The 14,223-nt window shown below is 72.7% G+C and carries 12 protein-coding genes; 8 read left to right on the top strand and 4 right to left on the bottom strand.

Annotation, left to right across the window (positions count from 1 at the left end; genetic code table 11):
- Positions 1 to 275: 275 nt before the first annotated feature.
- Both P3T34_RS15300 and P3T34_RS15305 read right to left on the bottom strand, forming a co-directional pair.
- Positions 276 to 1,421 carry an adenylate/guanylate cyclase domain-containing protein gene (locus P3T34_RS15300; protein WP_280672118.1) on the bottom strand — a complete coding sequence of 382 codons (1,146 nt, stop codon included), beginning with the start codon at positions 1,419 to 1,421 and terminating at the stop codon, positions 276 to 278.
- Between the two features lie 229 nt (positions 1,422 to 1,650).
- Entirely contained in the window at positions 1,651 to 2,535 is an 885-nt protein-coding gene (locus tag P3T34_RS15305; protein ID WP_280666586.1) for a biotin--[acetyl-CoA-carboxylase] ligase, read from the bottom strand.
- A gap of 208 nt (positions 2,536 to 2,743) precedes the next feature.
- Here P3T34_RS15305 and P3T34_RS15310 point away from each other — a divergent pair, with 208 nt between their 5' ends.
- The 5 genes from P3T34_RS15310 (at position 2,744) to P3T34_RS15330 (ending at position 8,137) form a co-directional block, all read left to right on the top strand.
- On the top strand, positions 2,744 to 4,360 hold the full coding sequence (locus tag P3T34_RS15310; RefSeq protein ID WP_280666587.1) for an acyl-CoA carboxylase subunit beta: 1,617 nt from the start codon (positions 2,744 to 2,746) through the stop codon (positions 4,358 to 4,360).
- Between the two features lie 27 nt (positions 4,361 to 4,387).
- Positions 4,388 to 4,609, top strand: coding sequence for an acyl-CoA carboxylase subunit epsilon (locus P3T34_RS15315; RefSeq protein ID WP_280666588.1), 222 nt, complete (start codon positions 4,388 to 4,390; stop codon positions 4,607 to 4,609).
- Positions 4,610 to 4,718: 109 nt separating this feature from the next.
- Positions 4,719 to 5,318 carry a nucleoside triphosphate pyrophosphatase gene (locus tag P3T34_RS15320; RefSeq protein WP_280666589.1) on the top strand — a complete coding sequence of 200 codons (600 nt, stop codon included), beginning with the start codon at positions 4,719 to 4,721 and terminating at the stop codon, positions 5,316 to 5,318.
- A 64-nt stretch (positions 5,319 to 5,382) separates the two neighbouring features.
- Positions 5,383 to 6,144 carry a hypothetical protein gene (locus P3T34_RS15325; protein ID WP_280666590.1) on the top strand — a complete coding sequence of 254 codons (762 nt, stop codon included), beginning with the start codon at positions 5,383 to 5,385 and terminating at the stop codon, positions 6,142 to 6,144.
- A gap of 217 nt (positions 6,145 to 6,361) precedes the next feature.
- On the top strand, positions 6,362 to 8,137 hold the full coding sequence (locus P3T34_RS15330) for a biotin carboxylase N-terminal domain-containing protein (RefSeq protein ID WP_280666591.1): 1,776 nt from the start codon (positions 6,362 to 6,364) through the stop codon (positions 8,135 to 8,137).
- Between the two features lie 102 nt (positions 8,138 to 8,239).
- Here P3T34_RS15330 and P3T34_RS15335 read toward each other — a convergent pair whose 3' ends face one another.
- Positions 8,240 to 9,202, bottom strand: coding sequence for a DeoR/GlpR family DNA-binding transcription regulator (locus P3T34_RS15335; RefSeq protein WP_280666592.1), 963 nt, complete (start codon positions 9,200 to 9,202; stop codon positions 8,240 to 8,242).
- A 161-nt stretch (positions 9,203 to 9,363) separates the two neighbouring features.
- The gene (locus P3T34_RS15340) at positions 9,364 to 10,803 is read right to left on the bottom strand and encodes an NAD(P)H-quinone dehydrogenase (protein ID WP_280666593.1); all 1,440 of its coding nucleotides are present in this window, start codon (positions 10,801 to 10,803) and stop codon (positions 9,364 to 9,366) included.
- Between the two features lie 154 nt (positions 10,804 to 10,957).
- Here P3T34_RS15340 and P3T34_RS15345 point away from each other — a divergent pair, with 154 nt between their 5' ends.
- The 3 genes from P3T34_RS15345 to P3T34_RS15355 all read left to right on the top strand — a co-directional run bounded on the left by P3T34_RS15345 (position 10,958) and on the right by P3T34_RS15355 (position 14,165).
- Positions 10,958 to 11,395 (top strand): gamma-glutamylcyclotransferase, encoded by a 438-nt coding sequence (locus P3T34_RS15345; RefSeq protein WP_280666594.1) that lies wholly within the window; start codon positions 10,958 to 10,960, stop codon positions 11,393 to 11,395.
- Between the two features lie 127 nt (positions 11,396 to 11,522).
- Positions 11,523 to 12,359, top strand: coding sequence for a purine-nucleoside phosphorylase (locus P3T34_RS15350; RefSeq protein ID WP_280666595.1), 837 nt, complete (start codon positions 11,523 to 11,525; stop codon positions 12,357 to 12,359).
- Between the two features lie 141 nt (positions 12,360 to 12,500).
- On the top strand, positions 12,501 to 14,165 hold the full coding sequence (locus tag P3T34_RS15355) for a phospho-sugar mutase (protein WP_280666596.1): 1,665 nt from the start codon (positions 12,501 to 12,503) through the stop codon (positions 14,163 to 14,165).
- The last annotated feature ends 58 nt before the right edge of the window (positions 14,166 to 14,223 follow it).

Consider the following 14,223-nt stretch of genomic DNA (forward strand, 5'->3'; position numbering starts at 1 on the left):
TCCTGGGCCATCTCCACGACGGCCTGTAGGCGCCGGTCCAGGCCCCCCGCCACCAGGTCCGCCGTGCCCGCTCCGGGATGTCCGGGTTCCGCCATCACCTGCGCACCGCCCACGCTCGCCCCAACCGTTGATTTCGGCCTCGTGTCGTCCGAGGTCAACACTAGGGGGGATTGCCGAGGATATGCCCGGTTTGCCGGAATTGCTCCGCCGACCGGCGCAGACCTTCACAGGCCTGCGCGGACCTGCACAGGTCTGCACAAATCTGCTCGCCTGGCTCAGCCCCGCGGCGGGCGCACGCGCCGGCTGAGCAGCCACGGCTCGACCAGGCCGAGCCCGCGCACCGGCCGGCGCCACATCGGCTGGAGCTGGAAGCGCGGCCCTGCCGCGGCGTCCGGCTGCTTGGCCATGCTGGCGAGCGGGGCCCCGGAGGCGGCGGCCAGCGCCTCGGCGAGCTGGGACTGGGCCGAGCCCGAGCCGTCCGCGCCGCCCTGCGAGCCGGCGCCGGCCTGCTCCAGCGCGGCGGCGAACTCGCCGTCGATCAGCACGGCGTCGCGCTGCGCGATCGAGGTGAGCCGGCTGGCCAGGTTGACGGTGGTCCCGAAGACGTCGCCCATCCGCGAGGTGACCGCGCCGAACGCCATCCCGACCCGCAGCGCGGGCATGGTGTCGTCCTTGGTCAGCGTGTCCACCAGGCTGAGCGCGATCTCGGCGGCGGTCACCGGGTCCTCGGAGACATAGAGGATCTCGTCGCCCAGGGTCTTGATCAGCCGGCCGCCCTGGCCCGCGATCAGATCGGAGCAGGTGGACTCGAAGGTCTCCACCAGCTCGCCGAGCTCCTCCTCCTCGAGCCGCCGGGAGAGCCGGGTGAAACCGACCAGGTCCGCGAAGCCCACCGCGAGCCGGCCGCTGGTGATCTCGGTGTCCTCGGCCGCCTGCACCACTCGTCCGGTGACGGCGGCCAGCTGGCGCCGCCAGACGTAGACCAGGAACTGCTCCAGCTCCGGCAGCAGCAGCTCGACCAGCGGGTACGCGACGTCGGCGCGGGTCAGGCCGGGCTCACGCGCCTGGGTGAGGTTCTCCAGGAAGGTGTCCATCTGCCAGCCCGCGAGCCGCGCGGTGGTCTGGCCGGTCGAGCGCGCCACCTGGATCGCCATCGACTCGTTGATCAGCCCGGACTCCACCAGGCCGGCCAGCCGGCGCAGCGCGATCACGTCGCTGTCGTTCAGTGCCCGGGACTGCCCGATGTCGGGGAAGCCCATCGCCCGCCAGAAGCGGGTGGCCAGCTCCATCGGGACCTCGGCCGCGCGGGCCGCCTGGTAAGGGGTGTAGCGGCGCGGCGCGTCCAGGATCAGCCGCTCCAGATCGAGGGCGACGGTGGCGTCCGCTTCTTCGGGTTCGCCGCCGTACTCAGGAGTGGCGATGCCCTCCGAGCTGTCCTCCGGCGCCCCGCCGTCGTCGTCTGCCACCGGTCCGTCCCCGTGCGTCTGCCGCACTTGCCTCAAGGTCCTGCCCTGCTGCGTGGCAGCGCACCGTCGCATCGACAGTGGCGCGCCTCACACCGTTGCCAGGTGGAATGGTCGCACGGAATCGTCCGATCCGGGACATCCGCTGCCGATCATCGGTCGGTTCCGGTCGCACGGGTGGTGAGCGCTACTCCGGTCTGACGTGCACGACGTCGCCGGCGCCGACCGCCTGCCGGGTTCCGTCGGGCTTGCGGACCACCAGCCGGCCGTCGCCGTCCACGGCCACCGCCTCGCCGCGCAGCTCGCGATCGCCCGGCAGCTGCACCAGGACCTGGCGGCCCAGCGTGGTGCAGCGCGCCGCGTACGCGGGCAGCAGCCCGCTGGCGTGCGGGTCGCCGGCCGCCGCCTGCCACTCCGTGTAGAGCTCGGCGAACTCGCGCAGCACCGCGCGCAGCAGCGTGGTGCGCTCGGTGACCTCGGCGCCGGCCAGCGCCAGCGAGGCGGCGGTCGGGACGGGCAGCTCGTCGGCCCGCAGCGAGACGTTCAGGCCCAGGCCCGCGACCACCGCGTCACCGGTCAGCTCGGTGAGGATGCCGCCCAGCTTGCGCTCGGCGCCGTCCACGGTGACCTGGAGGTCGTTGGGCCACTTGAGGCCGACCTCGATGCCGCCGACCCGGCTGATCGCGCCGGCCGCCGCCACGCCGACCAGGATCGGCAGCCAGCCGAGCCGCTCGCGCGGCACGGTCGGGCGCAGCAGCAGCGAGAGGAAGAGGCCCGAGCGGGCCGGCGCCGACCACTGCCGGTCCAGCCGGCCACGCCCCGCGCTCTGCCGCTCGGCGACCAGCACCGCGCCCTCGGGCGCGCCGGTGGCCGCCCGGGCGGTGAGGTCGCTGTTGGTCGAGCCGGTCTCGGTGACCACGTCCAGCGCGGTCCACAGGCCGCCGGGCAGCACCAGGTCGCGGCGTAGCGCGTCAGCGTCCAGCGGCGGTCGGTCGAGGTCGGTCCAGGGGGAGGGGCCGTCGTGGCCGAAACCACGCAGCCCGCTGCGTCGGGGTCGATCCGGCTCGGTCATGGCACCAGCCTAGGGTGAACACCACCGGGACAGCGCGTGGCCGTAGGCCGACCCATGGTCCCGCAGATCCAGCCGTCAGCACACTGTGTTGCTGGCCATAACGACAGGGGCGCCGGGCTGGCTACGCTACTGCGCAGTAGTTCGCGGTACCGTCCTGCCCGGACTCCCCTCGTCCACCGCGACTCTTTCGAGTGAGGAACTCCACGGGATGACCGAGGCCGTATCTCTCCCGCCCGCCCAGTCGGCGGCCGCCCCCCACACCACGGCCGGCAAGCTGGCCGACCTCCGGCAGCGGCTGGACCAGGCGGTGCACTCCGGCTCGGCCGCCGCGATCGAGAAGCAGCACGCCAAGGGCAAGTTGACGGCCCGTGAGCGGGTCGTCGAACTGCTCGACGAGGACTCCTTCGTGGAGTTCGACGAGTTCGCCCGGCACCGCTCGGTCAACTTCGGCCAGCAGAAGTCCCGCCCGTACGGCGACGGCGTGGTGACCGGCTACGGCACCGTCGACGGCCGTCAGATCGCGGTCTTCGCCCAGGACTTCACCGTCTTCGGCGGCTCGCTGGGCGAGGTCTTCGGCGAGAAGATCGTCAAGGTGATGGACTTCGCTCTGAAGACCGGCTGCCCGGTCGTCGGCATCAACGACTCCGGCGGCGCCCGGATCCAGGAGGGCGTGGTCTCGCTCGGCCTGTACGGCGAGATCTTCCGCCGCAATGTGCACGCCTCGGGCGTCATCCCGCAGATCTCGCTGATCATGGGCCCGTGCGCGGGCGGCGCGGTCTACTCCCCCGCGATCACCGACTTCGTGGTGATGGCCGACCAGACCTCGCACATGTTCATCACCGGCCCCGACGTGATCAAGACCGTCACCGGCGAGGACGTCGGCATGGAGGAGCTGGGCGGCGCCCGGACGCACAACACCAAGTCCGGCAACGCGCACTACCTGGCCGGGGACGAGAAGGAGGCCATCGAGTACGTCAAGAGCCTGCTCTCGTACCTGCCCTCCAACAACCTCTCGGACCCGCCGGCCTACCCCGAGGAGGCCGACCTCACGGTCTCCGAGGAGGACCTCGAGCTCGACACGCTGATCCCGGACTCGGCCAACCAGCCGTACGACATGCACACCGTCATCGAGCACATCCTGGACGACGGCGAGTTCCTGGAGACCCAGCCGCTCTACGCGGCCAACATCATCACCGGCTTCGGCCGGGTCGAGGGCCGGCCGGTGGGCATCGTCGGCAACCAGCCGATGGACCTGGCGGGCTGCCTGAACATCGCGGCCAGCGAGAAGGCCGCGCGCTTCGTGCGCACCTGCGACAGCTTCAACATCCCGGTGATCACCTTCGTCGACGTGCCCGGCTTCCTGCCCGGCACCGACCAGGAGTGGGACGGCATCATCCGGCGCGGCGCCAAGCTGATCTACGCCTACGCCGAGGCGACCGTGCCGCTGATCACCGTGATCACCCGAAAGGCCTTCGGTGGCGCGTACGACGTGATGGGCTCCAAGCACCTGGGCGCGGACCTCAACCTGGCCTGGCCGACCGCCCAGATCGCCGTGATGGGCGCGCAGGGCGCGGCCAACATCGTCTACCGTCGGGAACTGGCCCAGGCCGCGGCCGACGGCGCGGACGTCGACGCCCGGCGGGCCGAACTGGTCGCCGAGTACGAGGACACCCTGCTCAACCCGTACCTGGCCGCCGAGCGCGGGTACGTGGACGCGGTGATCGCGCCCTCCGAGACGCGCCGGCACATCGTGCGCGGACTGCGTGCCCTGCGCGGCAAGCGCGAGGTGCTGCCGCCCAAGAAGCACGGCAACATCCCCCTGTAGGCCCCACTTCTCGGAGAGGACCCCCAGATGCCCCCCATCCAGGTGCTGCACGGGCAGCCGACCCCCGAGGAGCTGGCCACCGTCCTGGCGGTGGTCTCAGCCCGGGCCGCCGCAGCGCAGGCCGCCGCCGAGGCGGCCCGCCGCGCGGCGAGCGGCCCGGCCTCCCCGTGGAACGACCTCGCCCGCCGGATGACCCCGGCCCCCCACCCCGGCCCGAACGTCTGGCGCACCTGCGGCTGGGCCAGCTAGGGCGTGGCCGCACCTGAACGCCTGAGTACGCGTACTCAGGCGTTCAGGTGCGGCGGCGGTGCTGGGCGCGCTGCTGCTGGTGCGGTGAGCAGGCCCTAGGCTGGTCGGCATGACCGATCGCCGTACGCTCGTGCTCGCCTCCGCCTCTCCCGCCCGGCTCGGGCTGCTCCGCCAGGCGGGGCTCGACCCGCAGGTGATCGTCAGCGGGGTGGACGAGGACGCCCTCAGTGCCGCCACCCCCGCCGAGCTGGCCCTGGTGCTCGCCGAGGCCAAGGCCGACGCGGTGGCCGGGCAGTTGACGGACGGTGAGCTGGTGATCGGCTGCGACTCGGTGCTCGAACTGGACGGGCAGGCGCTCGGTAAGCCCGCCGACCCGGCCGAGGCGCTGGAGCGCTGGCGCGCGATGCGCGGGCGGTCCGGCGTGCTGCGCACCGGGCACTGCGTGATCGACAGCGCCAACGGGCGGCGCGCCTCGGCCACCGCGTCCACCACGGTCCACTTCGGCACCCCCGACGACGCCGAGCTCGACGCGTACATCACCTCGGGCGAACCACTGCACGTGGCCGGGGCGTTCACCCTGGACGGGCGCTCGGCGCCGTTCCTCGAGGGCATCGAGGGCGACCACGGCAATGTGATCGGCCTCTCGCTGCCGCTGCTGCGCCGGCTGCTGGCCGACGTGGACGTGCGGATCACCGACCTCTGGGTCTGAAGGCTGGGTGTGGCCCCGCTCGCCCCGCTAGGCTGGCGCCCGCTGCCGATCGGGAGGACGGGGGATGACGGACAGTCTGCTCAACATCCTGCTCGGGCTGCTCACCAGCGCGATAGGCGCGGGAATCGGCTGGCTCGCGCAGACCCTGCGGCGGCGGCGCCGACTGGAGCGGACCCGGGCGTTCTTCGGCATGCCGGGCGGCACCGAGTGTCTGCTGGTGGTCAACCGGCAGACGAGCAGCAACAGCACCAAGAGCGTCTCGCGCAACGACGTCTTCGCCCTGATGGAGCTGGCCGCACTGGTGCGCGACTGCGGCGCCAGGTCGGACATCGTGCCGCACGACCAGGTGCGCCAGGGCCTGGGCGGCAAAGCCGAGTTCTGCATCGGCGGGCCGTCCAGCAACGAGCGGACGGCGGCCCACCTGGCCTGGCGGCTGCCCGGGGTGGAGTTCATCCCGATCCCGGACCGCTCGTACGGGGAGAGCCTGCGGGTCGGCGGCCAGGACTACCTGTTCGACCACGACCCCGCCCTCGGCGGCGCGTACGCGCTGCTCGCCCGGCTCGACAACGGCCCGGACGGGCGGCCGACCTTCCTGATCGCGGGTCAGACCGCGACCTCCAACCACGCCGCCGTCCGGCATCTGACCGCCCATCACCGCGAGTTGGCCCGCCGCTACGGCACGCACGGGACGTTCGCGCTGGTCCTGCGGGTGGTCAACCCGGCGGCGTACGGCCCGGATGTGGTGCGGGAGGTCGCCGACGTGACCCGGCAGGCCTCGCTCGCCCCCGCCCCGGCAACCGCCCCCGCCGCAGGTCAGGGCCTCTGATGTGGCCAAGGCCACGACCCGGTCCTGACGGCTGGAGTCACGCTCGACCGGGAGTGAACTGCGGGGCGTACCGTTGCCACCTGCAGACCTGCCGCTCCGTGCGCAGGTGATCACGAAATCGGGTCACGCTCCGTGTGGGCAAGCTCACCACCTGGGGCTACTCGCCGGTACCACCTCCTCATCCCTAGACTCAACGAGGTTCAAGAAGGGAGCCACAGTGCGCAAGGTGCTCATCGCCAATCGCGGGGAAATCGCCGTCCGCGTCGCCAGGGCCTGCTCGGATGCCGGTATCGCCAGTGTCGCCGTGTATGCCGAGCCCGACCGGGACGCGCTGCACGTCCGCGCGGCCGACGAGGCCTACGCTCTCGGCGGCGACACCCCCGCAACCAGCTACCTGGACATCGACAAGGTGCTCAAGGCAGCGGCCGACTCGGGGGCCGACGCGGTCCACCCCGGTTACGGCTTCCTGTCCGAGAACGCCGAGTTCGCCCAGGCCGTCATCGACGCGGGCCTGACCTGGATCGGTCCGCCGCCGCAGGCCATCCGCGACCTCGGTGACAAGGTCACCGCTCGGCACGTCGCCCAGCGCGCCGGTGCCCCGCTGGTCGCCGGTACGGCCGACCCGGTCGCCGGGCCGGCCGAGGTCGTCGCGTTCGCCCGCGAGCACGGCCTGCCGGTCGCCATCAAGGCGGCGTTCGGCGGCGGCGGTCGCGGCCTCAAGGTCGCCCGCACGCTGGAGGAGATCCCGGAGCTCTTCGAGTCCGCGGTCCGCGAGGCGGTCGCCGCCTTCGGGCGCGGCGAGTGCTTCGTCGAGCGCTACCTCGACAACCCCCGGCACGTCGAGACCCAGTGCCTGGCCGACCAGCACGGCAACGTCGTGGTCATCTCCACCCGTGACTGCTCGCTGCAGCGCCGCCACCAGAAGCTGGTGGAGGAGGCCCCCGCGCCGTTCCTGAGCGCGGAGCAGAACGCCGAGCTCTACCGGGCGTCCAAGGCCATCCTGCGCGAGGCCGGCTACGTCGGCGCCGGGACCTGCGAGTTCCTGGTCGCCCAGGACGGTCTGATCTCCTTCCTGGAGGTCAACACCCGTCTGCAGGTCGAGCACCCGGTCTCCGAGGAGGTCACCGGGATCGACCTGGTCCGCGAGATGTTCCGGATCGCCGACGGCGAGGAGCTCGGCTACGACGACCCGCCGGTGCGCGGCCACTCGTTCGAGTTCCGGATCAACGGCGAGGACCCGGGCCGCGGCTTCCTGCCCGCCCCCGGCACGGTCACGCTCTTCGCCCCGCCGTCCGGTCCGGGCGTGCGGCTGGACGCCGGCGTCGAGAGCGGCTCGGTCATCGGGCCGGCCTGGGACTCGCTGCTCGCCAAGCTGATCGTCACCGGCCGGGACCGCAAGCAGGCTCTGCAGCGTGCCGCCCGCGCGCTGGCCGAGTTCAAGGTGGAGGGCATGGCCACCGCCATCCCGTTCCACCGCGCCGTGGTCACCGACCCCGCCTTCGCCCCCGAGCTCGAAGGCGGTGAGGGCCCGTTCACCGTCTACACCCGGTGGATCGAGACCGCCTTCGAGAACACCATCCCGCCGTTCGCGGGCGTGGCGGTGGACGGCGAGGAGGTCGACACCCGGGAGACCGTGGTCGTCGAGGTGGGCGGCAAGCGGATCGAGGTCTCGCTGCCGTCCTCGCTGGGCGTCTCCGGTGCTCCGGCGGCGGGCGCCGGTGCGGCTGCCAAGACCAAGCGCCGGGCAGGCGTGAAGAAGGCCGGCTCGGCGGTCAGCGGCGACACCCTCGCCTCGCCGATGCAGGGCACCATCGTCAAGGTCGCCGTGGAGGAGGGTCAGATCGTCGCTGAGGGCGAGCTGATCGTCGTCCTGGAGGCCATGAAGATGGAGCAGCCTCTCAACGCCCACAAGGCGGGCACCATCAGCGGCCTGAGTGCCGAGGTCGGTGCCAGCGTCAGCAGTGGCGCCGCGCTCTGCGAGATCAAGGACTGAGCGAGATCAAGGACTGATCTCACAGCAGTTCACCTGGTGGCCCGGTGGTTCTCACGAACCGGCGGGCCACCGGCATGTCAGGCCGAGGTTCAGGAGCGAGGTTCAGGGGCGGGCTCCGGCATAGCGGGTCGGCAGGTGACCCGGCGGGCCGCCGTGGGTGCCCGGGCGGCGCTGACCGGGCAGCGGGGCGGCGGGCGGCAGCGCGGCGGCCGTACGGCGCGGCACGCCGGGGGCCGGCGGGTGCTGGGGCAGGCCGGCGAGGCCGGGCGGCTCGGACGTCAGCCCGAGCGGGGCCACCGAGACCTGCACCCCGCAGTCGGCCAGCGCGTCCAGCTCGCGGGCGGTCGGGTCGTGGCCGGCCGTGTGCTCGTCGGTCACCAACCGGGTGATGGCGTCGGTGGGCACGGTCTGGAACATGGTGTCCGCGCCGAGCTTGGTGTGGTCGGCGAGGACGATGACCTCGGCGGCCGACTGCACCAGAGCCCGGTCCACGCTCGCGGAGAGCATGTTGGTGGTGGAGAGCCCGCGCTCGGCGGTCAGCCCGCTGCCGGAGACGAAGGCCTTGGTGACCCGCAGCCCGTGCAGCGACTGCTCGGCGCCGCTGCCGACCAGGGCGTAGTTGGAGCCCCGCAGCGTCCCGCCGGTCATCACCACCTCCACCCGGTTGGCGTGCGCGAGCGCCTGGGCGACCAGGAGGGAGTTGGTGACCACCGTCAGGCCCGGGACCCGGGCGAGTCGGCGGGCCAGCTCCTGGGTGGTGGTGCCGGCGCCGATGACCACCGCGTCGCCCTCCTCGACGAGCGTCGCCGCCAGATCGGCGATGGCGCTCTTCTCGGCGGCGGCCAGGTGGGTCTTCTGCGGATAGCCGGGCTCCCGGCTGAAGCCTCCGGGGAGCACGGCGCCGCCGTGACGGCGGTCGAGCAGCCCTTCGGCCTCCAGGGCCCGGACGTCTCGACGTACGGTCACTTCGGAGGTCTGGACGACGCGGGCCAGTTCACGGAGCGACACGGCTCCGTTGGCGCGCACCATTTCTAGGATCAACTGGCGACGTTCTGCTGCAAACACAGAACCGACGGTAACGCCCCTGACCGTCTGCTTTCAGGCGTTTGCCGCTAGTAGCCGGAAGTGCTCACCTCGGAGCGGCGTGTGACCTTACAATGCGCGCCGCAATGCGCCCTCGCGCCCCTGCCATCCGGGCGAAACGCGGGCGCGCGCGGGTGAAACGGTCAGGAACCGTTCTCGGCACGCTTGCGAATGTGCAGCTGGCGGGCGGCCTCGGCGGTGGAACCGGACAGCGAGGGGTACACGGTGAACGCGCTCGCCACCTGCTCGACCGTCAAGTTGTTGTCCACGGCGAGCGAGATCGAGTGAATCAACTCGCTCGCGCGCGGCGCGACCACCACACCGCCGACCACGATGCCGGTGCCCGGGCGGCAGAACAGCTTGACGAAGCCGTCCCGGATGCCCTGCATCTTGGCCCGCGGGTTGCCCCGCAGCGGCAGCTTGACCTCGACGGCGTCCATCTTTCCGCAGGAGACGTCCGCCGCGGTGTAACCCACGGTGGCGATCTCCGGGTCGGTGAAGACATTGGAGGAGACGGTCTTGAGGTTGAGCGGCTGCACCGCGTCGCCGAGCGCGTGGTACATCGCGATCCGGCCCTGCATGGCGGCGACCGAGGCGAGCATGAAGACGCCGGTGCAGTCGCCGGCCGCGTAGACGCCGGGCGCGGAGGTGCGCGAGACCCGGTCGACCTGGATCTGGCCCCAGTCGTTGAGCTTGACCCCGGCCTCCTCCAGACCCATGTCCGCGGTGTTGGGGATCGAGCCGACGGCCATCAGGCAGTGCGTGCCGGTGATCACCGTGCCGTCGCCCAGCGTCACCTCGACCCGGTCGCCCACCCTCTTGGCGCCCTCGGCCCGGGTACGGCCCATCACGTTCATGCCGCGGCGGCGGAAGACGTCCTCCAGCACCTCGGCGGCGTCCGGGTCCTCGCCGGGCAGCACCCGGTCGCGACTGGAGACCAGGGTGACCTTGGAGCCGAGCGCCTGGTACGCGCCGGCGAACTCGGCGCCGGTCACGCCGGAGCCGACCACGATCAGCTCGCGCGGCAGCTCGTCGAGGTCGTAGACCTGGGTCCAGGTGAGGATCCGCTCGCCGTCCGGCGCGGCGTCCGGCAGCTCGCGCGGGTGGGCGCCGGTGGAGATCAGCACGGCGTCGGCGCGCAGCGTCTGGGTGCTGCCGTCGGCGGCCTCCACGACCACCTCGCGCGAGCCGTCCGCGGCCTGGCCGCCACTGCCGAGCCGGCCCTTGCCGCGCAGCACGGTGACGCCGGCCCGGGTGACGGACTGGGTGATGTCGTGGGACTGCGCGATCGCCAGGCGCTTCACTCGGCGGTTGACCTTGCCCAGGTCGACGCTGATCGCGCGCTCGGGGCTGTCGCAGGCGAGGGTGATGCCGAGCTCGCCGTGCGAGCTGTCGAAGCCGGTCATCACCTCGGCCGTCGCGATCAGCGTCTTGGACGGCACGCAGTCGGTCAGCACCGCCGATCCGCCCAGGCCGTCGCGGTCGACGACGGTCACCTCCGCGCCGAGCTGGGCCGCCACCAGGGCTGCCTCATATCCGCCGGGTCCGCCACCGATGATCACGATCCGAGTCACGTGCACCATTGTCCCGCACGCCGAGGGGCCCGCCACCACGGGGCCGACTATTTGTGCGGTCGGCCAGTCGGATGTGATGCTCGCCACATCGAACACCCTCCAGTGTGTGATCCCGCCCACACCCGGGCCCGGTGGCGCACCGGGCCTCCCGTAGGCTGACGCCATGTCGCTCTACGCCGCGTACGCCACCAATCTCGATGCCCGGCAGATGAGCCGGCGCGCCCCCCACTCGCCGCTGCGCGGCACCGGCTGGCTGGACGGCTGGCGGCTGACCTTCGGCGGCGAACACCTCGGCTGGGAGGGCTCGCTGGCCACCGTGGTCGAGGACGAGAAGGAGCAGGTCTTCGTCTCGCTCTACGACGTGGCGCCGATGGACGAGGACGGCCTGGACCGCTGGGAGGGCCTGCAGCTCGGCATCTACCGCAAGGTCCGGCTGCGCGCGCACACCCTGGACGGCGACATCCCGGTCTGGACGTACGTCCTGAACGACTACGAGGGCGGCCTGCCCGCCGCCCGCTACCTGGGCCTGATCGCGGACGCCGCGGAGAGCGCCGGCGCGCCCCACGACTACGTACTCGACCTGCGGCGACGCCCCTGCTGAAGGATCCTCCGAAGCGAGGCCCGCAAATCCTGCCGTTGCTGGTGTTTTTAGGTCATCCGGGTAACGATCCGGCATGGCCTGACGGGCTGGTCTACGCGCGTAGGAATTTCTTGTCTATCCTCACCTTGTGAACGCATCTCCTCAGTCCGCCGTGACCGCCGACCCCTATGCCGCCGCTCAGGCCGCCGCTGCCCGCCTGCGCGAGCTGACCGGTGCCGAGCGCCACGACGTCGCCCTGGTGATGGGCTCCGGCTGGCTGCCCGCCGCCGACGCCCTGGGCGAGACCCTGGCCGAGTTCCCGGCCACCGACCTGCCGGGCTTCCCCGCCCCCGCCGTCGCCGGCCACTCCGGCAAGATCCGCTCGGTGCGGATCTCCGGCGGTGACAGCGACGGCAAGCTCGCGCTGATCTTCCTCGGCCGCAACCACTACTACGAGGGCCACGGCGTGGCCACCGTGGTGCACGGCGTCCGCACCGCCACCGCCGCGGGCTGCAAGACCGTCGTGCTGACCAACGGCTGCGGCGGCCTGCGCGAGGGCTGGGTGCCCGGCCAGCCGGTGCTGATCCGCGATCACATCAACCTGACCGCGGACTCCCCGATCGTCGGCGCCAACTTCGTCGACCTCACCGACCTGTACTCGCCGCGGCTGCGCACGCTCTGCAAGGAGGTGGACCCGAGCCTCGACGAGGCCGTCTACGTCCAGTTCCGCGGCCCGCACTACGAGACCCCGGCCGAGGTCAACATGGCCCGGGTGATCGGCGGCGAGCTGGTCGGCATGTCCACCACGCTGGAGGCGATCGCCGCCCGCGAGGCCGGCGCCGAGGTGCTGGGCATCTCGCTGGTGACCAACCTGGCCGCCGGCATGACCGGCGAGCCGCTCAACCACGCCGAGGTGCTGGAGGCCGGCAAGGCCTCCGCCGAGCGGATGGGCGCGCTGCTCGCGAAGGTCCTCGAACGGATCTGACGCGCTGAACGGGGGGCCCGAGTCGGCACTGGCTCGGGCCCCCAGCTCTTCGCCCCGTCTGCCCCTCCCCGGCCCACCCCTCCCCGGCCCTCCCCGGCCGCCCTGCCCGCACCAACCGACCGTCCACCGGAGATTCCCACCATGGCTCAGGCAAGCACCCCCGACCTCATCACCCGGGCGCAGCAGTGGCTGGCCGAGGACCCCGACCCGCAGACCCGCGCCGAGCTGGCCGCCCTGCTGGCCGGACCGGACGAGGCCGCGCTGGCCGAGCGCTTCGCCGACCGGCTGCAGTTCGGCACCGCGGGGCTGCGCGGCGAGCTGGGCGCGGGACCGATGCGGATGAACCGCTCGGTGGTGATCCGGGCCGCCGCCGGCCTGGCCGCGTACGTGCGCGCCGCCGGTGAGGGCGATCTGGTGGTGGTCGGCTACGACGCCCGGCACAAGTCGTACGACTTCGCCCGCGACACCGCCGCCGTGATGGTCGGCGCCGGCCTGCGCGCCGCGCTGCTGCCGCACCCGCTGCCCACGCCCGTGCTGGCCTTCGCGATCCGCCACCTGGGCGCCGCGGCCGGCGTGATGGTGACCGCCAGCCACAACCCGCCGCAGGACAACGGCTACAAGGTCTACCTCGGCGACGGCTCGCAGATCGTGCCGCCCGCGGACGCACAGATCGCCGCCGAGATCGACGCGGTGGCCTCGCTGGCCGACGTCCCGCTGGCCGCCGAGGGCTGGCAGGTGCTCGACCAGCAGGTGGTGGACGCCTATCTGGCGCGCGCGCTGACCGTCGTCGACCCGGCCGGTCCGCGCGACCTCGACGTGGTCTACACCCCGCTGCACGGGGTCGGCCGGGACGTCCTGGTCGCCGCGTTCGCGCGGGCCGGCTTCCCGGCACCGACCGTGGTCGCCGAACAGGCCGAGCCGGACCCGGACTTCCCCACCGTGGCCTTCCCCAACCCGGAGGAGCCCGGCGCGATGGACCTGGCCTTCGCCACCGCCGCGGCCGTCGGCCCGGACCTGGTGATCGCCAACGACCCGGACGCCGACCGCTGCGCGGTGGCCGTGCCCGACGCGTCGTCCCCCGTCGGGTGGCGGATGCTGCGCGGCGACGAGGTCGGCGCGCTGCTGGGCGCCGCACTGGTCGCGCAGGGCGCCAAGGGCACCTTCGCCACCACCATCGTCTCCTCCACCCTGCTCGGCCGGATCGCCGCCGCGGCCGGCCTGCCGTACGGCGAGACGCTGACCGGCTTCAAGTGGATCTCCCGCGCCGAGGGCCTGCGCTACGGCTACGAGGAGGCGCTCGGCTACTGCGTCGACCCGGACGGCGTGCGCGACAAGGACGGCGTCACCGCCGCCCTGGTGATCGCCGAACTGGCCGCCGACCTCAAGCGGTCCGGCCGCACCCTGACCGACCTGCTGGACGAGCTGGCGCTGGCGCACGGCCTGCACGCCACCGACCAGCTCTCGGCCCGGGTCGAGGACCTCTCGCTGATCGCGGACGCCATGGCCCGCCTGCGTGAGCAGCCGCCGACCGTCCTGGCCGGCCTGCGCGTGGACCGCGCGGACGACCTGGCGACCGGCTCGCCCGAGCTGCCGCCCACCGACGGCCTGCGCTACTACCTCAGCGGCGAGGCGGTGCGTGCGGCCCGGATCGTGGTGCGCCCGTCCGGGACCGAGCCGAAGATCAAGTGCTACCTGGAGGTCGTCCTCCCGGTGGCGTCGGCCGCCGACCTCGCCCCGGCCCGCACGCGGGCCGCCGAGCTGCTCGCCGCGATCAAGCGGGATCTCGCGGTGGCGGCCGGCATCTGACGGCTGCGCCGCAGGGCACGTCACCACGACGGCCGCCGACCCGGGGGGGGTCGGCGGC

This window comes from Kitasatospora sp. MAP12-44, assembly GCF_029892095.1.
Lineage (GTDB): Bacteria > Actinomycetota > Actinomycetes > Streptomycetales > Streptomycetaceae > Kitasatospora.